23 protein-coding genes are annotated in these 18,783 nt (G+C 44.4%); 20 read left to right on the top strand and 3 right to left on the bottom strand.

The features are described 5' to 3' along the window. Positions 1–6: 6 nt before the first annotated feature. The 9 genes from G636_RS0107240 to G636_RS19465 all read left to right on the top strand — a co-directional run bounded on the left by G636_RS0107240 (position 7) and on the right by G636_RS19465 (position 7,297). On the top strand, positions 7–324 hold the full coding sequence (locus G636_RS0107240) for an SCP2 sterol-binding domain-containing protein (protein ID WP_026507495.1): 318 nt from the start codon (positions 7–9) through the stop codon (positions 322–324). Between the two features lie 130 nt (positions 325–454). Continuing rightward, positions 455–1,693: an immunoglobulin-like domain-containing protein gene (locus tag G636_RS19470; protein ID WP_051226691.1), complete on the top strand. Its 1,239-nt coding sequence runs from the start codon at positions 455–457 to the stop codon at positions 1,691–1,693. Positions 1,694–1,722: 29 nt separating this feature from the next. After that, complete coding sequence (locus G636_RS0107230) at positions 1,723–2,130, top strand: flavodoxin family protein (RefSeq protein ID WP_026507494.1); 408 nt, start codon at positions 1,723–1,725, stop codon at positions 2,128–2,130. 7 nt (positions 2,131–2,137) lie between these two features. Beyond that, a complete protein-coding gene (locus G636_RS0107225; protein WP_026507493.1) occupies positions 2,138–2,320 on the top strand; it encodes a hypothetical protein in 183 nt (60 codons plus the stop codon). Between the two features lie 331 nt (positions 2,321–2,651). Continuing rightward, a complete protein-coding gene (locus G636_RS0107220) occupies positions 2,652–3,419 on the top strand; it encodes a nucleoside phosphorylase (protein WP_026507492.1) in 768 nt (255 codons plus the stop codon). A 117-nt stretch (positions 3,420–3,536) separates the two neighbouring features. Then, the gene (locus tag G636_RS0107215; RefSeq protein ID WP_026488945.1) at positions 3,537–3,758 is read left to right on the top strand and encodes a hypothetical protein; all 222 of its coding nucleotides are present in this window, start codon (positions 3,537–3,539) and stop codon (positions 3,756–3,758) included. A 13-nt stretch (positions 3,759–3,771) separates the two neighbouring features. Continuing rightward, positions 3,772–3,969: a hypothetical protein gene (locus G636_RS0107210; protein WP_026507491.1), complete on the top strand. Its 198-nt coding sequence runs from the start codon at positions 3,772–3,774 to the stop codon at positions 3,967–3,969. A 138-nt stretch (positions 3,970–4,107) separates the two neighbouring features. After that, positions 4,108–4,428, top strand: coding sequence for a putative quinol monooxygenase (locus G636_RS0107205; RefSeq protein WP_026507490.1), 321 nt, complete (start codon positions 4,108–4,110; stop codon positions 4,426–4,428). 448 nt (positions 4,429–4,876) lie between these two features. Beyond that, positions 4,877–7,297 (top strand): starch-binding protein, encoded by a 2,421-nt coding sequence (locus G636_RS19465; RefSeq protein ID WP_081668312.1) that lies wholly within the window; start codon positions 4,877–4,879, stop codon positions 7,295–7,297. A gap of 144 nt (positions 7,298–7,441) precedes the next feature. Here G636_RS19465 and G636_RS0107195 read toward each other — a convergent pair whose 3' ends face one another. From G636_RS0107195 to G636_RS0107185, 3 genes are read right to left on the bottom strand one after another with little or no spacing between them, the layout of a single operon-like run. After that, positions 7,442–8,440 carry a PstS family phosphate ABC transporter substrate-binding protein gene (locus G636_RS0107195; RefSeq protein WP_026507489.1) on the bottom strand — a complete coding sequence of 333 codons (999 nt, stop codon included), beginning with the start codon at positions 8,438–8,440 and terminating at the stop codon, positions 7,442–7,444. Continuing rightward, positions 8,437–8,580 (bottom strand): hypothetical protein, encoded by a 144-nt coding sequence (locus tag G636_RS20265; protein ID WP_155832339.1) that lies wholly within the window; start codon positions 8,578–8,580, stop codon positions 8,437–8,439. Before G636_RS20265 ends, G636_RS0107195 begins: the two co-directional genes overlap by 4 nt. A 22-nt stretch (positions 8,581–8,602) precedes the next feature. Further along, positions 8,603–8,824: a hypothetical protein gene (locus G636_RS0107185; RefSeq protein WP_026507488.1), complete on the bottom strand. Its 222-nt coding sequence runs from the start codon at positions 8,822–8,824 to the stop codon at positions 8,603–8,605. Positions 8,825–9,111: 287 nt separating this feature from the next. Between G636_RS0107185 and G636_RS20830 the strand changes: the two genes are divergently transcribed. From G636_RS20830 to G636_RS17705, 11 genes are all read left to right on the top strand, one after another. Beyond that, positions 9,112–9,687 (top strand): GNAT family N-acetyltransferase, encoded by a 576-nt coding sequence (locus G636_RS20830; protein WP_051226685.1) that lies wholly within the window; start codon positions 9,112–9,114, stop codon positions 9,685–9,687. 8 nt (positions 9,688–9,695) lie between these two features. Next, entirely contained in the window at positions 9,696–9,884 is a 189-nt protein-coding gene (locus G636_RS17720; RefSeq protein WP_155832338.1) for a hypothetical protein, read from the top strand. A 139-nt stretch (positions 9,885–10,023) separates the two neighbouring features. Then, entirely contained in the window at positions 10,024–10,248 is a 225-nt protein-coding gene (locus tag G636_RS0107170; protein ID WP_026507487.1) for a hypothetical protein, read from the top strand. Continuing rightward, positions 10,235–12,433: an NHLP family bacteriocin export ABC transporter peptidase/permease/ATPase subunit gene (locus G636_RS0107165; protein WP_051226683.1), complete on the top strand. Its 2,199-nt coding sequence runs from the start codon at positions 10,235–10,237 to the stop codon at positions 12,431–12,433. Before G636_RS0107170 ends, G636_RS0107165 begins: the two co-directional genes overlap by 14 nt. Before the next feature lie 18 nt (positions 12,434–12,451). Further along, on the top strand, positions 12,452–14,647 hold the full coding sequence (locus tag G636_RS0107160) for an ATP-binding cassette domain-containing protein (protein ID WP_026507485.1): 2,196 nt from the start codon (positions 12,452–12,454) through the stop codon (positions 14,645–14,647). Continuing rightward, complete coding sequence (locus tag G636_RS19460; RefSeq protein WP_051226681.1) at positions 14,640–15,149, top strand: RNA polymerase sigma factor; 510 nt, start codon at positions 14,640–14,642, stop codon at positions 15,147–15,149. Before G636_RS0107160 ends, G636_RS19460 begins: the two co-directional genes overlap by 8 nt. Before the next feature lie 29 nt (positions 15,150–15,178). Further along, complete coding sequence (locus G636_RS0107150) at positions 15,179–16,045, top strand: DUF7005 family protein (RefSeq protein ID WP_026507484.1); 867 nt, start codon at positions 15,179–15,181, stop codon at positions 16,043–16,045. 12 nt (positions 16,046–16,057) lie between these two features. Next, entirely contained in the window at positions 16,058–16,246 is a 189-nt protein-coding gene (locus G636_RS0107145) for a hypothetical protein (RefSeq protein WP_026507483.1), read from the top strand. An 82-nt stretch (positions 16,247–16,328) separates the two neighbouring features. After that, a complete protein-coding gene (locus G636_RS17710) occupies positions 16,329–16,595 on the top strand; it encodes a Nif11-like leader peptide family RiPP precursor (RefSeq protein WP_035779153.1) in 267 nt (88 codons plus the stop codon). A gap of 99 nt (positions 16,596–16,694) precedes the next feature. Next, on the top strand, positions 16,695–16,967 hold the full coding sequence (locus G636_RS0107135; protein ID WP_026507482.1) for a Nif11-like leader peptide family RiPP precursor: 273 nt from the start codon (positions 16,695–16,697) through the stop codon (positions 16,965–16,967). A gap of 88 nt (positions 16,968–17,055) precedes the next feature. Beyond that, on the top strand, positions 17,056–18,501 hold the full coding sequence (locus G636_RS17705; protein WP_051226679.1) for a radical SAM/SPASM domain-containing protein: 1,446 nt from the start codon (positions 17,056–17,058) through the stop codon (positions 18,499–18,501). Positions 18,502–18,783: the final 282 nt, after the last annotated feature.

The raw sequence follows: 18,783 nt of genomic DNA, 5'->3' as shown, positions 1-18,783 counted from the left end.
TATCATATGAAGTTTGAGACCGTACTATCTAAAGTAAGAAAGCTGTCTGAGAATGCAGATGTATCCGCAGTGGATTTCCTGGCCGTGCAGATCAATCTCACAGACTGTGATCCCGGAGTGTTCTATGTTGAAGTTAAGGACCACAAGATCTCTGTGGAACCCTATGACTATCATGACAGAAACTGTGCTATCAGCATGAAGTCTGATGATTTTAATAAGCTTATCACCGGTAAGCTTGATCCCGTGGCTGCATTTACCATAGGGAAGCTTAAGGTGGATGGAGATTTGGGCAAGGCTTTGGAATTTTCAAAGCTCCTTGGCTGATCCTGTCTATACAGCCTTTTATACATGTCGAGATACATCCATGTATTCACGACATAGAAGTGCATCCGTGCACTTCTGAGCATGTCGTTATACATCCTTGTATTCCCCACATTCCACCAAGAGGAGCAGTATGAAAAGATTATGTGTTGCTATGGTAATGCTTATGACGATTGCCGCTGTAGGTTGTGGAAACAACAAAGTATCAGATGGCGGAGCTGATTCCGGCACATTGAGTGAACCGGAAGCGGTTGAAGCTGATACTCTTGGCGTGCCTGCGGTTAAAGACGGTATTTTGAGACCGGGAGAAGACTGTGCCGAGGTTGTTTTCGAGTGGGATCCGGTTGAGGGTGCTAAAGGATACGAAGTCTCTGAGGAGAATAAGTATTATTCAGAAAAAGAGTACAGAGAACCTGAAACAATTGAGATTACCGATAATTCTTACGTTACCGGTGCGCAGGATTATTTCGATTTCAGAATAAAAGTAAGGGCATTTAAAGGCAACGGAGCCGAGAGAGTTTATGGCGAATGGAGCTCTTTTGCAAAAGGAAGTGCTTATGAAAAGCAGACAGTTTCAGTGGGCGGACCCTATGGAGAGATGTCTGTAGTTGTTCCGGAAGGATGGACAGCGGAGATTTCTGCAGTGGATGACGGGAAGCTTACTTATGGTCTATATGGATTGATACTAAAACCAAAATCTGCAGATGCAGGGCAGATAGAGCTTTTTTGCTCAGACAGTTTTGGTGTTTGCGGAACAGGACTTTCCCAGGAAGAGATTACATTAGCGGGATATACCGCGCATGTTGGTACATATGATGATCATGAGCATTGGGATTTCATTACTTTTGGCGATGAACGTCCGCAGATAGTTGCCCAGAGTATAGACTGCGATTCCTGGATAAGCCATATGTGGGAAGAGGCAGATATCATTTTGGATACGCTTAAGTTTAATACCAGCAGGACTGAAGGCGGAATAGGACAGTATATTTCAGATTCTGAAGTTGAGGCTCTTGGGCTCATGATGAGTGTTAGTAATGTGACGGCCTCAGGGCTAACTGTTCATTTCAAGCAGTACGAAGACAACAATACCGGCGAGCTGATATATGGAGAAGACTACACGCTTGAGATGCTTGAAGGTGAGAAGTGGGAAGCGGTTCCAATGATAATTGATAACGGAGTTTTTACTGATATCGGCTACAGTATTCCAAAGAATGGGGAAGCTGAGATTGAAACTAACTGGGAATGGCTTTACGGAAAGCTTGAACCTGGAACATATAAGATAACCAAGACAGTTTTGGATTCAGGATCCAGCAGCGAAGGGGATAGTTTAAATCGGTATACTATGAGCGCACAGTTTTTGATTGCAGGATGAGGGAGAATAAAATATAAAGGAGAATTAGCATGACATACGCAGTAAGATACTATACGAAGACCGGAAATACAAAGAGACTTGCTGAAGCAATGGCAAGGGAACTTGGCGTGGAAGCACTTCCTATCAGTGAACCTGTAACAGAAGCAGTAGATATATTATTCCTGGGCAATTCATTTTATGCTTTTAATATAGATCCTGAGGTAAAGAAGTTTGTCGGTTCCCTGGATAAGACAAAGGTAGGGAAGATAGTAAACTTCGGATCTGCAGCAATGCTCAATTCGACTTACAATAAAGTAAAGGCTGAGGCTGATAAAGTCGGCGTTGCTATGGATTCAAAGGAATTTCATTGCAAAGGAGAATTCAAGGGCATACATAAAGGAAGACCAAATGATGATGATATAAGAGCTGCGGTGGAATTTGTGAAGCAATACAAATAATACTTATGTGGAAGATGGCATTCTGATTGGAGAAATCGTAAATGTCTCTGCAGATGAGAGCGTAGTGACAGATGGGGCAGTTGATATCACAAAGGTTAAGCCTATAAGCTTTGATCCATTTGGTAATGGATATTACGGAGTTGGAGAAAAGGTGGGCAATGCTTTTAAGGATGGCGCAAAGCTGAAGTGATAAAGAGATTTATAGAGGGGCAAAAAGTTATTGACAGCTAACAGGACTATGTCTATACTTACAACTAATAATCTTGGAGGAATGCCAGTTATATGACAAATACACGTCTCGTCAATAGAATGGTGGTCAATTATATGTCCATGGAAAATATTCAGGGGCTTAGATTACCATGCGAGATGAGGCCGTGCTATATGATGAATCTGTAAACTTTTTGATTCATTAAACAAGTGTATTAAGACCTTATCAAGCTAAAATAGTTTTGATAAGGTCTATTTTTTACAGTTAATATGATTTTGTTTCTGTGATTTAAACACGAAGATCGGAGGTTTATATGATAATACAAAATGAAATACCATTATTGGAATATGATGACAGTTCATCGGAAGTTATAGCTCCTGATCATGACTGGACAGCTGAGAGATTGCCGGAGAAGTGTTTATTTGCATTCCTTGGAGATGTAGTCCATAAATACGCCAAAGAGAATAATGCAGCTATGGTAGAAGAGCTTATTACAGTCTCTCACAATATAAAGATATATGTGCTACATGAGGAAAAAGAAGATATATGTCTGGTGCAGTCACCTATAGGCTCGGCATCAGCAACGCAGGTTCTTGATACACTTGTTAACTGCGGATGTACGAAGATAATTGCAGTTGGTTCTTGCGGAGTTCTTGCGGATCTTCCGGAGGATGCTTTTATTGTTCCGGTAAAGGCGTTGAGAGCTGAAGGTACTTCGTATCACTATCTTCCAGCATCCAGATATATTGAACTTGATCAGGAACCGATAGCAGCTATCGAAAGCTCATTTAATAAACATGATCTTCCGTTTGTAACCTGTACAACCTGGACAACAGATGGCTTTTTCAGAGAGACCAAGGATATGGTGAGATACCGCCTTGAGGAAGGCTGTTCTGTGGTGGAAATGGAATGTGCAGCCCTTGCAGCATGCTGCAGGAAACGTGGAGCGAAGTTTGGACAGTTCCTGTTCACTGCTGATTCATTGGCTAATGTGCATGAGTATGATGCCAGGTCATTTGGTACAGGGTCCCATGAGAAAGCATTGTTGCTTGGACTTGATGTTTTGAGAGATTATAACTAAGTTCAAGTTTGTTATTTTTGATATAAAGGGCTATCGACTTGGAAGTATGAATGCTACACTTAATAATGGAAAGGCGCTGCACAGAGCCTTAGTTTGTAAAGGATGGGAGGAATAGGCATGAAGTCTATCCTGATCAAAGATACAACTAAAGAAGAACGGGAGCAGATAATAAAGAATTCTCTTGATTGCGGTGGCGGTTGTGAGAACTGTTCTTCATGCTGGCTTGGCGGTGGAAGTCCCTGGGATATATATCAGGATTACATTGATGGTAAAAAGGAAATTCGTGAGATAAACATGGAGTACATGGAAAAGTACCGCCAGGACAGGCAGATACACTGAGGAGATTGTTGTTATGGCAGGTGCACCTGAGTTAGGAAATTCCACTTTAGAAGAGCGCAGAGCATATATAAAAGAAAGATATCCATGCATCTCTGATTGTGACATGTGCGGACTTTGCAAGGTGTTTCACGGAAAGGATGCAGAAACAGCATATAAAGATTACATAGATGGCAACAAGAGTTTTCTTGAAGTCTCTGCGTATTACAAATAAATATTGTTAAAAATAGTAACTGATGAGAGAGTTTGCTAAAATAATATTTTAGAACAAATTTCACTCATCACTAAAGATAGAAGCAAATTCTATTTCTTTAAACGAGGTTATTCCAGCATAACTTACTAAGGAGATTTCATGATAACAATAAATCTGTACTATAAAGGAATAAACGGAAATGCACGTGCGTTTGCGGACGAAATGGAATCATCAGGTATCGCGGAGGCTATTCGAGCAGAAGAAGGGAATCTGCGGTATGAATATTTTCAACCTCTCAATGATCCCGAAACCGTGTTGCTCATTGATTCGTGGTCAGATCAGGAGGCTATAGATGCACATCATGCTTCTCCAATGATGAAGCAACTTGCTCGACTTCGCGATAAGTATGATCTTCACATGAACGTGGAACGATTTGTTAGCGACGAATATGAATCGGATGAGAAATACTTAAGAAGATAATAATAGGTGCTGCCGCGCTGGATTGATGGTCCTTGCCGGCAGCATCTTTTTTGTGCGCAGGGCATTGTTAAAAATGAACAAAATCATTGAAAAATTATTGGATGGAAAGTTAAGCGGTTAAGTAATATAATGATAAAAACATGTAATAATGTGTTAACCAAAAGGGGTGTAGCGATTAATGCAAATAGGGGATCATATAAGTAATAATTACCAAAAAATCAAAGGAGGTGGATAAAACAGCTTAAGGGTAGTCGGTACTTTATTTCTTATATGAAAAGATTGCAGATCCTGATCTGTTTTTGAAAGCTATATCTTTAAGATGATAAGAAGATCGATGTTGTTTTAGCCAGCAAAATCTTAAAGAGGATAAAGGATCAAAAACGAATTTGGAATCTGCATCAAGAATACTCGTAGCTATTGATCGTTTATTCAAAGAAGAGGAGAAGGTATGAGATCTAAATTAATGAAACGTCTAATGCCGGTAGTTCTTGCTGCTATCTTGTCAATTAGTAGCTTACCAGGCAGTCTGTCACAGCAGATAATGCAGAGTCCTATTACTGCAACTGCTGCGTCTGTAGCAGTATCCAATGGTCTTACAGACAGGGTTGATGACGGAGCGATACTTCACGCATGGTGCTGGTCTTTTGATACCATCAGAAGTAATATGAAGGATATTGCAGAAGCAGGCTTTACTGCAGTACAGACATCGCCTGCCAATAGTATCCTGGATACCAATAAGACTATGCAGTTGGATGGCAATGGCCACTGGTATTATCAATATCAGCCCACAGACTGGAAGATTGGTAATTACCAGCTGGGAAGCAGGGACCAGTTCGCTGCTATGTGCCAGGAAGCTGACAAGTATGGTATCAAGATCATTGTAGATGTAGTGCCCAATCATACAACACCTACTACCTCCAAGGTTTCTTCAGCCCTTATAAATGCTGCAGGCGGAGATCTCTATCATGCAAATGGCTTTACAGCCATCAGTAATTACAAGGACCGCTATCAGTGCACAACAGGCCAGATGGGCGGACTTCCGGATGTTAATACCGAGAACCAGGGCTTCCAGAAATATTTCCTTCAATACCTTAATGACCTGGTAGCTTGCGGATGTGATGGCTTCCGTTATGACACTGCAAAGCATATCGGTGTGCCTTCCGATCCCAAGGATTCCAAGAATACAAGAGGGGTTAATGATTTCTGGCAGGTAGTAACAGGAAAGAAATCAGTAAGCGGAGTATCATTGTCAAATGCAGGAAACCTCTTTATATATGGTGAGGTTCTGCAGGATGACGGAATACCTTATGCAGAATACAGCCAGTATATGAAGATGACAGCCAGCAGCTATGGCAATAATCTGAGAAAGCAGGTCAAGAACAATGATTTCTCAGTAAATAAGATCAGCAGCTGGAATCACGAGACACCCGGTTATCTCGTTACATGGGTTGAGTCTCATGACACTTATTGCAATGAGCATGAATCAGCAGGACTGACCAATGAGCAGATCCGTCTGGCATGGGCAGTTATTGCAGCAAGAGCAGGCGGCACACCCCTCTTTTACAGCAGACCCGCTGGCTCCAACGGCTCAGCAGGCAATTACTGGGGCGATAATGTGCTGGGTGCCAAGGGCAATAACCAGTTTAAAGCCACAGAAGTAAAAGAGGTCAACTTCTTCCGTAATGCTATGGTGGGCCAGAATGAGACCCTGAGAAATCCTGCCGGCAACAGCAAGATACTGCAGATTGACAGAGGAAATAAGGGAAGCTGCATCATCAACCTGGATAGCGCAGTTACTCTCAATAACGTGACCACATCCCTGAAGGATGGCTCTTATGTAGATCATGTATCAGGCAGGACCTTTACAGTTTCAGGAGGTAAGCTCTCAGGAAGCCTTGATGGCAGAAAGGTTGCAGTCCTCTACAACGCTCAGGAACAGCCTGCGTCAGGTGGCAATTCAGGATCAGGAAGTGGCGGATCAGCTGCCGGCGGCTCAGTTACTGTAAGCGGAGATTATGATATTTATTGCAGCAAGCCCTCAGCTTGGGGCAGTACCATCTATTGCTATGCCTATACTTCAGACGGCTCTCAGAATGCAGGCTGGCCCGGCGTGAAGATGACAGATTTGGGAAATGGCCTCTATGGATACAATCTTCCCAGCGGTTGGAACTCGGCAAACCTGATATTCAATGATGGCAACAATCAGGATCCTGCCAGTGGACAGCCAGGGTTGTCATATACCAAGGGTACTCCTATGGTATATCAAAATGGTGCGCTTGTTCAGGCCAAGACAACCTATGACCTGTACTTTAATAAACCCGGAGATTGGGGCGGCAATATCTATTGCTATGCGTATACTTCAGACGGAAGTCAGAACGCAGGCTGGCCCGGAGTAAAGATGACAGATCAGGGAAATGGCCTCTTTGGATATGATCTGCCTGCAGGTTGGTCATCAGCAAATGTGATCTTCACAGATGGCTCCAATCAGACTCCTGCCAGCGGACAGCCCGGCCTGGCATATTCCAAGGGCGGTTCCAAGCTCTATGTGAATGGCAATCTGGTAAACTATATTAACCGCTACCTGCTGGGCAATTATGACATATATATCAAAAAGCCTGCGGGCTGGGGCAGCAACCTGAACTGCTATATCTATAGTTCATCTGCCAGCGGCACATCATGGCCGGGAGACAGGATGACTGATCTTGGAGGCGATTATTATGGTTATAATCTTCCTTCAGGCTGGACCAGCGCCAATGTCCTCTTTAATGATGGCAGCAATCAGTACCCCGGCAGCGGACAGGCAGGCCTGTCCTATACCAAGGGCAGCTCTATGATCTATGATGGCAGCAGCTTTAGAGCTGTATGGTAATAACAGTTAGCTGATAAGCTGGATAATAATTAAAAAGATACCGCTTTAGATCCTGTGATCTTAGCTTCCTTACCGAATAACCGGTAGGAGGCGAAATAACAGGCATCTAAAGCGGTATTTTTTTATTGATCAGCCCCTGTGATCTTAGTTGTTTTCACTTGAACTAAGGGGTACATATCCGCAGGCTTCTATGAGCTTTTGGCCCTCGCTTGTTAATAGCCAGTCAGCCAGCTTTTTTACATTCTCGTTTGGGTTATCTTTTCTATAGACTACGTAAAAGGAGGCTGTCAAAGGATAAGCTCCGTTTCTGATATTATCAGCATCAGGATATACGCCGCCTATAGACAGCATCTTGACCTTGTCATTTCTTACCATTCCGGAGAGATAGTATCTGAAGGAATAGCCGATGGAGCCGCCCAGTATTGCCAGGGGACTGCGCCTGGTATCTATGTCATCTTCCATGAACTTGTCCATCATGGTCTGACTGCCCGAGCCCTTTATCCTGGTCAGCGGATTAATGAGCTTGTCCGGGCCTCCCAGCTCCTTCCAGTTTCGTATCTGGCCTCTATAGATGCCACGGAGCTCATCTATGGTCACATCATCTACAGGGTTTTGATAGTTTACAAAAAAGACAAAGGCTTCAAGCCCCACAGGCAGGATCTCAAGCTCTACATTTGCAGCAACTGCCGAATCCAGCTGCTCTTTGGAAGGATGTGCTGTAAAGAACAGATCAACAGAGCCGTCCACAAGGGCATCAAAACCGCGAATGGTATTCTGATACTGCATGACGCTGTCAGCTGCAAAGTTTTCGCCGTAGTAGTTGTCATCTGAAAATACGCCGCCCTCATAGGTGACACAGCCCTCAGGATAGCAGGCATCTATTACTGATGCGTAGACAGGGACCAGAGCAGCTGCTCCGTCCAAAACAGGCAGGTCATCTTCTGAGCTGAAATGAAGTGATGACGGCGTTCTTGCCAGGGCGGATTCTTCTTCAAAGGGCAGGAATTTGCCCACATCCACCATCTTTAACTGATCAGTTCCGCTGTAGTTGTTGCCCAGCCTCCTGGTCAGAGTCATATAGATTGCCAGGTTGGTGATGATAAAGATAGCTATCAGCAGGGCTGGTATTAGTTTCCTCTTCATGGCCATAGCTCCTGTGATATAAAGTATATTATTGAAGATTTCTGATACGCCTTATAGACATAGATGGCATGTGCTGCAGTTATTAGCATCCCCACAGCTGCTATGATGATAAGGGCTCTTATAAATTTCTTGTCACTCATATTGATAATATCTCCCACTGCCTTACATACTAGCTACGATCGCCAGTGTGAGAAGAAGGAGCAAAATGTACGCAAGAGCGATGAGACCCACTATCACAGACATTATTATGAATATAACGATAATGGCGACTTTCCTCTTTCGGCCATTTTTCTTGGCTGATACAGAATCAGATATAAAAGCTATGAGCGAGGCTACAAAGCCCAGCACAAGCAGACGTATGATCAGTAACATGGAATTATACATGGATATCTCCCCCCTGCGTTTTTACAATACATATAAATTATCATAACTGTTATCTTTGTCCAAGTAATTAATACTAAGTAATAGGAACTATATAACTGATAAATACTACGTAATAAGAACTATATAACTGATAAATACCTAGTAATGGTACCTTTGGGACGGGGTTAGTGGACTACTTTTGGGCTTAAAGATTAAGGGTAAGGCTTGCCTATTTTAATATGACTTTATTAAAATGTAAGAAAGCACCATGGAATAATATTGGATTAACCGATGAGAGAAGATAGATTATGGACAAATCATGGTCAGAAAACAATAAAGAAATACAGAAATTGCTGACGAAGGAAGCAACCTTTAAAGATGCTATAAAGAAGCTTTTGAAGAATACAAATTTTATACAGCTTATAGCTATGACCCCGGAAATGTATCATAGCTATTTTAAAGAATATGAGAATGATCCGGATCTTTGGCTAGATAAAATGAAATATATGCCTTATGAATACTCTGAAGAAAAGGTAAATAAGTATATTCAGCGCCAAAAGAATCTTAATCGAAGAACACTTGCTATAATGTGCGGTGGAGAGATTGTTGGTGAAGTAATTATAAAGAATATTGAAGATCACAAATGTGCCACCTTGGGTATATGCTTGAAGAATGCTAAGTATAAAGACCAAGGCATAGGGACACAGGCAGAACGACTTGCGGTTCGATATGTTTTTAAAGAGTTGGATATACCAGTGCTGTATGCTGATTCAATACAGCCTAATACAAGAAGCCAACATGTTTTGGAAAAGGTTGGCTTTAAATATGTGAATGAAGATGCTGACTTTAAGTATTATAGGATAGATCGTAGAGATTCAGAATGACACATTATATGAATTTATGGGATGATTCTTTTCGGGCAATTAATGAAGGTTGGAAAACAGTCGAGATGCGTTTGAATGATGAGAAAAGATCTGTCATAAACGTTGGCGATGTCATTGAAATGCTGAAAAACATTGACATTAGTGGGGGATTACTGTATTATAAAATATATGAATTGTATCTACTTAATGGGGGTTGATGTCTTGATTTGCGTACACTATAATCAGACAGACAGCGTAAATGCATTACGTATCAGCAATCATAAAGCATATCCACGGGGAGACTGATCCGATGGATGTGCTTTTTTGTTTTTCATCATACGGAAGGATCCTTAATATATGGCAGAAAAATCGATATTTCGTAAAAAAAGCCTTGAAAGAGTTACATCCCCCGAGCAGCTTGACGACTATATCAAAGTGACCACACCTTCTGTGTGGATGATACTGTTTGCAACGCTGGTTCTTATCGCTGGGACTTTTTTCTGGGCCGTGTTCGGAAAGATACAGGTCAATACTGAAAACGGAGTAAAGGAAGTGGCACCGATAAGTTATGTTATCAAATAAGAAGAACAGGATTAAACAGCCGGTGACAAATGGCGTAGCAAAGGTTCCCGTCGTTATGCAGATGGAGGCGCTTGAGTGCGGTGCGGCGAGCCTTACCATGGTCATGGCTTATTATGGAAAATGGGTCCCCCTTGAGCAGGTCCGGGAGGACTGTGGTGTTTCACGCGACGGATCCAAGGCCGGAAACATCGCAAGGGCTGCAAGGACATATGGTTTTAATGCCACAGGATATAGGTTCGAACCGGAGCAACTTAAAAAACAGGCCAAATTTCCGTGCATCATACACTGGGAATTTAATCATTTTGTCGTTTTATGCGGCTTCAAAAAAGGGAAGGTGTACATCAACGACCCCGCAAGGGGTGATGTCATCATAACCGAGAAGGAGTTTGACGAAGCCTTTACCGGCGTTACCGTAGTCATCACTCCGGGCGAAGGATATGAGCCCTCCGGAAAACCCAAGAGCATGATCGCATTTGCTAAAAAGCGCATGATCGGAGCCGGATCGGCAACCGTATTTGTTGCGATAACAACGTCAGTCACATCAATATGTGCCATTGCTTTGGCAGGTTTTTCCAGGTTCTTCATGGATGAACTGCTTCCCGGAAGAAATCCTTCACTTGTCGGCTGCTTTATGGCCGCGCTTATAATACTTACCATTGTACAGATCGTTGCGGCATGGATCACTGCGCTTTATTCATTCCGGATAAGAGGTAAGTTTGCCGCTGTCGGAAATGCTGAATATTTCTGGCATGTCCTGCAACTTCCCATGAGTTTTTTTTCACAGCGTATGGCAGGTGATATAGAACAAAGACGTCAGGCCAACGCAAACATAGCAAATATTCTTGTCAATACATTTGCTCCTCTTGTTATAAATACAGCGATGTTGATCTTTTACCTCGGTGTGATGCTGTCGTATTCGGTTGCGATGACGGCGATAGGCATCGTTGCCATAGTGGTGAATGTTTTTGTGGCATATTTTGTCAGCGCAAAAAGGAACAATATCACCCGTGTCATGATGCGCGACGAAAGTAAGCTGTATTCACAGACGGTATCAGGCATAGAGATGATAGAGACTATCAAATCAAGCGGTGCCGAGAACGGATTCTTTACCAAATGGTCCGGATATGAGGCGAGCGTTAACAGCCAGCGCGTTAAGTTTGCCGGGATAGATGCAAGACTCGGAAATGTACCAGTGATCGTCATGGGACTTGTTAACGATATCGTGCTCCTTATGGGAGTTTACCTTATGATAAAGGGCGAGTTCACATCCGGTATGGTACTCGCGTTTCAGGGATTTCTTGTTCAGTTCCTGCTGCCGGCGCAGTCACTCATAGAAGCGGGTCAGGGTCTTCAGGAAATGCGTACGCAGATGGAACGTATCGATGATGTCATGGAATATCCGAAAGATGCGATACTTGAGCATGCCGATTCTTCGGACGGTGAGGAAAAAACTTTTTCGAACAAATTGTCAGGTAAGCTCGAGCTTAAGAATGTGACATTCGGTTATTCGAAGCTTTCACCGCCGCTTATCGAGAACTTTAACCTTACACTCGAGATAGGAAAGAGTGTTGCTTTCGTAGGCGGGAGCGGATGCGGGAAGAGTACACTTTCGCGCCTTATATCAGGTCTGTACCGTCCGTGGGAGGGAGAGATCCTGTTTGACGGCAAACCGGTGGGCGAGATAGACAGGGACCTGTTTACAAGCTCTGTGGCGGTTGTAAATCAGGACATCATACTGTTCGAGGATACTATAGCGAACAATATCAAAATGTGGGACAACTCCATCGAGGATTTCGAGATGATACTTGCGGCAAGGGACGCACATGTTCATGAGGATATCATGAAGAGGGACGGAGGCTACTCGTATAAGATTCGTGATGGCGGACTTGATTTTTCGGGAGGACAACGTCAGAGGATCGAGATAGCACGTGTCCTTGCGCAGGATCCGACGATCATGATAATGGATGAGGCCACAAGCGCACTTGATGCTCAGACGGAGTATGATGTCGTCTCATCAATAAAAGAAAGAGGTATCACAACGATAGTCGTGGCACACAGGCTCTCAACGATAAGAGACTGTGACGAGATAATAGTGCTTGATAAAGGTAAGATCAGTGAGCGCGGGACACATGACGAACTCATAGCTATGGATGGCCTTTACGCGAAGCTTGTGACAAGCGAATAGAGACATTTGGGAGATAAGATGGCAAGCTGGTTCGAGGAGCAGATAGAGCTTCGTAAACAAAACGATATAGAAGCATTTGAGGATTCGTGCCTTAAGATCGCGGGTTCAGTCATGGGGCTGAAATTGTCTGCCGCACTGCAGAATGAACGAGAACAGGCAACGGATGCAATAGGATCGATCCTTAAATACTATCACATAAAGGTCAGGGAAGTTCCCGAAAGACTGCAGTCGATCGAGGAAGTTCTTGAGTATCTTCTTCGTCCTTATGGCGTCATGACAAGGCAGGTAGTACTTCGCGAGGGTTGGAGAAAAGACGCTACGGGTGCTATGCTGACAACCTTTGCTGATGACGGCAAGCCTGTAGCACTTATCCCTGCAGGGGCAAACGTCTATAAATATGCAGATCCGGAAACGGGTATGATGACAAAGGTCACAGCAGCTTCGGAAAAGCTCTTCAGCGGCGAGGCATTTGCTTTTTATAAAGCATTCCCTACAAGAGCGATGACTATGAAGGATCTGTACGGATACATCTTCTCTAACCTTGACAGGGGCGGTGTATGTGGCTACTTCGGTTTTGCGCTTATCGCGACCTGTGTCGGAATGCTGATCCCATGGATAAACAGGCTGCTGTTCACGGATATCGTGGCGATGAGGAGTGTATCCGCATTTATTGCGATAGCGGTATTTCTCATATGTGCATCGCTTTCAAGCCTTCTGTTCGGAACGATACAGGGACTGTTCCTTCACAGGCTGACGCAGAAGTTAAACCTAAGCATCGAGTCAGCAACGATGATGAGGATCCTGACGCTTCCGAGTTCATTCTTTACGAAATACACTTCGGGTGATCTTGCACAACGCGTCAGCAACATGAGTATCCTCATATACGAGATACTTAACATGGTCATGACATGTTTTACGACTGCGCTGTTCTCGTTCCTCTATATCTTCCAGATAAGATCGTTCGCACCTGCACTTGCGGCCCCTGCTTTTCTCGTGGCAGCGCTTCAGATGATAACGCTGGTCGCTGCCCTTGTCATAAGATCAAGGTTAAACATGACGCAGATGGAGCTTGGCGCAAAAGAGAGTGGGCTGTCCCATTCGCTTATCGCCGGTATCGAGAAAATCAAGCTCTCCGGTGCCGAGCGTCGCGCATTTTCCAAGTGGGCTAATGCATATGCCACGCAGTCAAAGTATATGTATGATCCGCCGATGTTCGTGAAGGTATTCCCGGCGATCATAACGGCGATATCCCTTACAGGGACGATCATCATATATTATCAAGCGATAAAAATTCATGTGGATGTTGCCCAGTACTATGCGTTCAACGCTGCTTTTGCAATCGTATGCGGGGCAATTAAGACGCTCGTTCCGATGATAGAGCCTGCGGCAAGGATAGTACCGACATTTGAACTGCTTCGACCGGTGATCGAGACGGCCCCCGAGATAGCCGAGGACAAACCGGTGATAGAAAAGCTCTCCGGCGGTATTGAACTTAATAATGTTACATTCCGCTACAGTGAGGACATGCCTCCGGTGCTCGATGATCTTAGCCTTAGGATAACGCCGGGACAGTATGTGGCGATAACGGGTAAGAGCGGATGCGGCAAGAGTACGCTTATGCGCGTTATGCTCGGGTTTGAGAAGCCACAGAAGGGTGCGGTCTATTATGACGGGCGGGACCTTAACAGGATCGATCTGAAGTCCTTAAGGTCCAAGATCGGAACCGTCATGCAGAACATGTCGCTTTTTATGGGAGATATATATTCGAACATTGTCATCTCCGCCCCGCAGCTGACACTTGATGATGCCTGGGAAGCGGCTGAAATGGCAGGTGTAGCCGAAGATATCAGGCAGATGCCGATGAATATGTTCACTATCATAGGAGAAGGCAGTGGCGGCATATCGGGTGGACAGAAACAGCGCATTATGATAGCACGTGCCATCGCCCCGAAGCCGAAGATCTTAATGTTTGATGAGGCAACAAGTGCACTTGACAATATAACGCAGAAGCAGGTATCTGATTCACTCGATGGCCTCAAGTGTACAAGGATCGTGATAGCACACAGACTGTCCACAATAAAGAACTGTGACAGGATCATAGTTCTTGATAAAGGAAAGATCGTGGAAGACGGAACCTATGACGAGCTGATCGCAGCTAACGGTTTCTTTGCCGAACTCGTGTCGCGCCAGCAGGTGGAGCGCAAGAATGGATAAGCCGGAGAAAAGACCATTTGAGGAAGTATATGACGAGTACTATGAGAAGGTGTTCAAGAGCGTATATGTGAGGCTCCTCCACATGGAGAATACCGAGGATATAGTACAGGATACATTTGTTAAGGCTATGAAAGCATACGACCGGTATGATCCGAAGGTTTCATCCGTTTATACATGGCTGTGCACGATTGCGACAAATACACTGTATGACCGTTTCCGAAAGATTGATTCCGATAAGATCGTATCTTTGGAAGACTATATGGAAGCCGGTTTTGAGCCCGGATCCGCCGATCCTGAGCTTGAAAAGCTCACGGACGGGTATGCGCGGAGCGCTTATGTGATCTTAAGCAGGCTTAATGATAGTGAGAGAAACCTGCTGTCTATGAGATTCGGACTTGAGATGTCGTATAAGGAAATGGCGGAAGTTTTATCTTCAAACGAGAAGGCCGTTGGAAAGAAGATGGAGCGACTCTTAAAAAAATGTCGCAATATTGCCGGATGATACGTATATAGAGGTATAGCAGGAAATATATGGGAAAAGAACAGGAATTTCACGGCAGAGCGGTTATAGAAAATCTTGCCGATACATACAGGCAGTTATTTGTATCCCCCGGACCCGGCGGGAAGGAAAAGTACCTTGATATCGTTGAAAGAGGAAATGAGCCGGAAGCAAGAGATCTTTCCCACTTTATCACAAGTAATGAAGACAGTATGACTACGGAAGAGACACCGGCAGGAGTCGTAACGGTCATAACGCTTTCAAAACGCGAGGATTTTGTGACTTTCCTTCGTATCATGGCTAACCGCTGCGAGGAAACGGATATCCCCGATACGCAGGGCGCATCCATTATTAACGGGGTCATCAACCGGCGGAAGATCGAGCAGCATATGGAGGGATTTTCGGGATCCGAATATGATGAAGAGTTCAGGAAATTTACATCGGAAAGGCGCAACTTTAAGGATGTACTGATAGTGCTTTCTGTAGGCCCGTATAGTGCAATACCGGCGAAAATGATGGGCGTTTCCGATGAGGAATGGATCATTCTTTCGCATAAGATCAGGAAATACCACGAGTGTACGCATTTTATATGCAGAAACCTGTATCCCGATAAAAAGGATGCCATATGGGATGAGCTCGTGGCTGATGCGGTAGGGATCGTGGCAGCGTTTGGAAAGTATAACGCCGATATGGAAAAGCTGTTCCTTGGGATAGACGGAAATATATATACCGGCGGACGTCTTGAGAACTATACAGTCGTTGATGCGCCTCTTACCGAAAGGATCTGCTGTGTACTTGATCGTTTTTCAGAGATCGCAGGTAAAGATACATCATGGTTACCATATGAACTTGCAATAAAGCTTGAGGATACAAAAGAAGAACTCTGGGATAAAAAATAACGAGGGGCTGATATGGAGAACATTTTTGAAAAGGCCGATTTTACCGCGGGATCAGACCATAAGGAAAGACTTCGAAAGGTGCTGTTTTCTGATATAAAGAACGATAAAGGCGAAGATTCCGCAGAAAGGCTCCGCGATGAAGAACTTGATATGGCAGCCGGGGGAAAAAATGAAAATACAAGTCGCATTTATGTAGATTGATGCGTATAAAATTATGTAGGCATCAATTGCTTGAAACAAAAACTCTCAGCATCTTGTAAATGGTAAAAAAGGAGGAAAACACATGAACGAGAATCTGAAGAAATTCCTTGAGGAAGCAAGCAAAAATGAGGAACTGAAAACAAAGCTTGAGGCCCTGACCGACAAAGATACTGCCACGGAGAAGGCAATTGAGATCGCAAAAGAGTATGGTTTTACCCTTACCGCTGAGGATTTTAAGGAAACACAAGGAGCGGTGTTATCCGATGATGAACTTGATCAGGTTGCAGGTGGAGGATGTGCCATTATGGGTACTGATCCTATGGGATGTCTTTTCTATGGAAGAGGATAGATAGATCCTCCTCACTTCCCCTGCGGTCAGGGTGGAATGGGTGATAAGTCCTTTTATAGACGGCTGCAATCTGTATTATGGTAAAAAGGAGGAAAACACATGAACGAGAATCTGAAGAAATTCCTTGAGGAAGCAAGCAAAAATGAGGAACTGAAAACAAAGCTTGAGGCCCTGACCGACAAAGATACTGCCACGGAGAAGGCAATTGAGATCGCAAAAGAGTATGGCTTTACCCTTACTACTGAGGATTTTAAGGAGACACATGGAGCGGTGTTATCTGATGATGAACTTGATCAGGTTGCAGGTGGAGCATGTGGCTTTTTGGGGGGTTCTAATCCCTGTGGATGTATGTTCTCTGGAATAGGAGGCTAGATCCTCCTCACTTCCCCTGCGGTCAGGGGGGAATGGGTGATAAGTCCTTTTATAGACGGCTGCAATCTGTATTGTTGAAGGAAAAAATATGTACTACCGATTAAAGGATGACTACTGTCTGAGAGGCTGGGAGCTGCTGCCGTATGCGGTTGTTGACAGCAAGACGCATCGGGTTCACTGGCTTGATAAGACGAAGTTTGATGCTCTCACTCTCTGTGACGGCTCTGTGGATCTTGATCTTCCGCTGATCTCGCAAGAAGTGCATGACAGCATCAAAGACCTGGAAGAAAAGGGCTACATAGAGACCTGTACCGCAGGTAAGGGTCTGTCAGAACGCCAGCGCTATCATCGATACGAAAACCGTTTTATGGAGTCTGCCCATTGGTCTGTTACCGGCAGATGCAACTGTAAATGTAAGCATTGCTATCTGTCCGCCGCAGATGGCAGATATGGAGAATTAAGCCACGACGATGTGATGAAGATCACAGAAGAGCTTGGCAATGCGGGGGTGTTATCGTGTTCGATCACCGGCGGAGAGCCCTTGGTGCGATCCGATTTCTGGGAAATCGTAGATGCTCTGAGCGAGCGGGGCGTATACATCAGCCAGATCTATTCCAATGGTTTGCTTGTGAACGAAGGTCTTCTGGAGAGATTCAAGCAGCGAGGTCTGTATCCCGAATTTAATATGAGTTTCGACGGCGTGGGCTATCACGACTGGCTCCGGGGTATTAACGGTGCTGAAAAGGCAGTACGCCATGCATTTGAGCTATGCAGAGACAATGGTTTCCCAACCGGTGCTGAGATGTGCTTATGGAAGGAGAATGCTCATACTCTGCGTGACAGTATAAACTACCTGGCTTCTGTGGGCTGCCGCAGACTTAAGACTAATCCGGTAAGTGATACGGGAGCCTGGCACGAAGGTGGTTATGCGGGGAAGCATGGTCTGAGTGATGACGAGACATTTGAAATCTATTTAAACTATCTTGAGGATTATTACAACGATCTGCCGAATATGCATCTGCTGCTGGGCGGCTTTTTTGCTGCGGATGGACGGGAACCGGATGTATATAGTATCCCCGTCGTTCATGTATCGAAAAATCCTGAAAATACATGTATGTGTGCACACGCACGCACTTCCATGTACATTTCCGCAGAAGGCAGGGCTTTGACCTGCATGCCGATTTCCAATGATGATGAGTTTCAGGCGGATTATCCGCTGATCCAGGAGCTGGGCCTTAAGAATTGCCTGACAGAATCAAAGTACATGGAGCTTATCAATACCCGTTCCGGCACAGTACTTGAGCATAATGAGAAGTGTAGAAACTGTGAATATCGTAAGTTTTGTCTTGGCGGCTGCCGCGCAATCGGTCTTTTGTGTCATCCCGGTGACATTCTGGCGCCCGACGAATTTACCTGCAGGCTGTTTCGCAATGGCTGGCTGCAGAAGATAGAAGCGAAGATCGCAGAGCTTCGCCCTACCGCCGAATGTTGGGAGCTCAAACACTTGTCCGAGCTGCAACCATTAGAATCATAAATCAGAGGAACGACAAGCAGTCCAGTGTGACGATAAGTTAAGAGGGACTTTAAAAGATCTCTGCATCGAAAATGATGCAGGGGTCTTTTTTGTAAGCGGTAAATTTGACGCTTACGAAGATTTTTTGTCAGAGGGCTGATTGCTGGCGGTGGGAAATGAAGAAAAGATGTAGATGAAGTATATGAAAGGTAAGCGGTAAACAAAAGGCGTATAGAAAAAGCCCCACCAAATTGATAGAATCCTATAGGAGTACTATCAGCTTGGTGGAGTTTATTTTAGGAG

The organism is Butyrivibrio sp. MC2013 (assembly GCF_000424585.1).
Lineage (GTDB): Bacteria > Bacillota > Clostridia > Lachnospirales > Lachnospiraceae > Butyrivibrio.
Note: the sequence above shows the minus strand (reverse complement) of the source record. Positions and strands in the feature narration are given on the sequence as shown.

Bases quoted from the DNA above. Each gene is read 5' to 3' on its own strand.
- G636_RS0107240 (WP_026507495.1), top strand. From the start codon at position 7: ATGAAGTTTGAGACCGTACTATCTAAAGTAAGAAAGCTGTCTGAGAAT.
- G636_RS19470 (WP_051226691.1), top strand. From the start codon at position 455: ATGAAAAGATTATGTGTTGCTATGGTAATGCTTATGACGATTGCCGCT.
- G636_RS0107230 (WP_026507494.1), top strand. From the start codon at position 1,723: ATGACATACGCAGTAAGATACTATACGAAGACCGGAAATACAAAGAGA.
- G636_RS0107220 (WP_026507492.1), top strand. From the start codon at position 2,652: ATGATAATACAAAATGAAATACCATTATTGGAATATGATGACAGTTCA.
- G636_RS0107215 (WP_026488945.1), top strand. From the start codon at position 3,537: ATGAAGTCTATCCTGATCAAAGATACAACTAAAGAAGAACGGGAGCAG.
- G636_RS0107210 (WP_026507491.1), top strand. From the start codon at position 3,772: ATGGCAGGTGCACCTGAGTTAGGAAATTCCACTTTAGAAGAGCGCAGA.
- G636_RS0107205 (WP_026507490.1), top strand. From the start codon at position 4,108: ATGATAACAATAAATCTGTACTATAAAGGAATAAACGGAAATGCACGT.
- G636_RS19465 (WP_081668312.1), top strand. From the start codon at position 4,877: ATGAGATCTAAATTAATGAAACGTCTAATGCCGGTAGTTCTTGCTGCT.
- G636_RS0107195 (WP_026507489.1), bottom strand. From the start codon at position 8,440: ATGAAGAGGAAACTAATACCAGCCCTGCTGATAGCTATCTTTATCATC.
- G636_RS20265 (WP_155832339.1), bottom strand. From the start codon at position 8,580: ATGAGTGACAAGAAATTTATAAGAGCCCTTATCATCATAGCAGCTGTG.
- G636_RS0107185 (WP_026507488.1), bottom strand. From the start codon at position 8,824: ATGTATAATTCCATGTTACTGATCATACGTCTGCTTGTGCTGGGCTTT.
- G636_RS20830 (WP_051226685.1), top strand. From the start codon at position 9,112: ATGGACAAATCATGGTCAGAAAACAATAAAGAAATACAGAAATTGCTG.
- G636_RS17720 (WP_155832338.1), top strand. From the start codon at position 9,696: ATGAATTTATGGGATGATTCTTTTCGGGCAATTAATGAAGGTTGGAAA.
- G636_RS0107170 (WP_026507487.1), top strand. From the start codon at position 10,024: ATGGCAGAAAAATCGATATTTCGTAAAAAAAGCCTTGAAAGAGTTACA.
- G636_RS0107165 (WP_051226683.1), top strand. From the start codon at position 10,235: ATGTTATCAAATAAGAAGAACAGGATTAAACAGCCGGTGACAAATGGC.
- G636_RS0107160 (WP_026507485.1), top strand. From the start codon at position 12,452: ATGGCAAGCTGGTTCGAGGAGCAGATAGAGCTTCGTAAACAAAACGAT.
- G636_RS19460 (WP_051226681.1), top strand. From the start codon at position 14,640: ATGGATAAGCCGGAGAAAAGACCATTTGAGGAAGTATATGACGAGTAC.
- G636_RS0107150 (WP_026507484.1), top strand. From the start codon at position 15,179: ATGGGAAAAGAACAGGAATTTCACGGCAGAGCGGTTATAGAAAATCTT.
- G636_RS0107145 (WP_026507483.1), top strand. From the start codon at position 16,058: ATGGAGAACATTTTTGAAAAGGCCGATTTTACCGCGGGATCAGACCAT.
- G636_RS17710 (WP_035779153.1), top strand. From the start codon at position 16,329: ATGAACGAGAATCTGAAGAAATTCCTTGAGGAAGCAAGCAAAAATGAG.
- G636_RS0107135 (WP_026507482.1), top strand. From the start codon at position 16,695: ATGAACGAGAATCTGAAGAAATTCCTTGAGGAAGCAAGCAAAAATGAG.
- G636_RS17705 (WP_051226679.1), top strand. From the start codon at position 17,056: ATGTACTACCGATTAAAGGATGACTACTGTCTGAGAGGCTGGGAGCTG.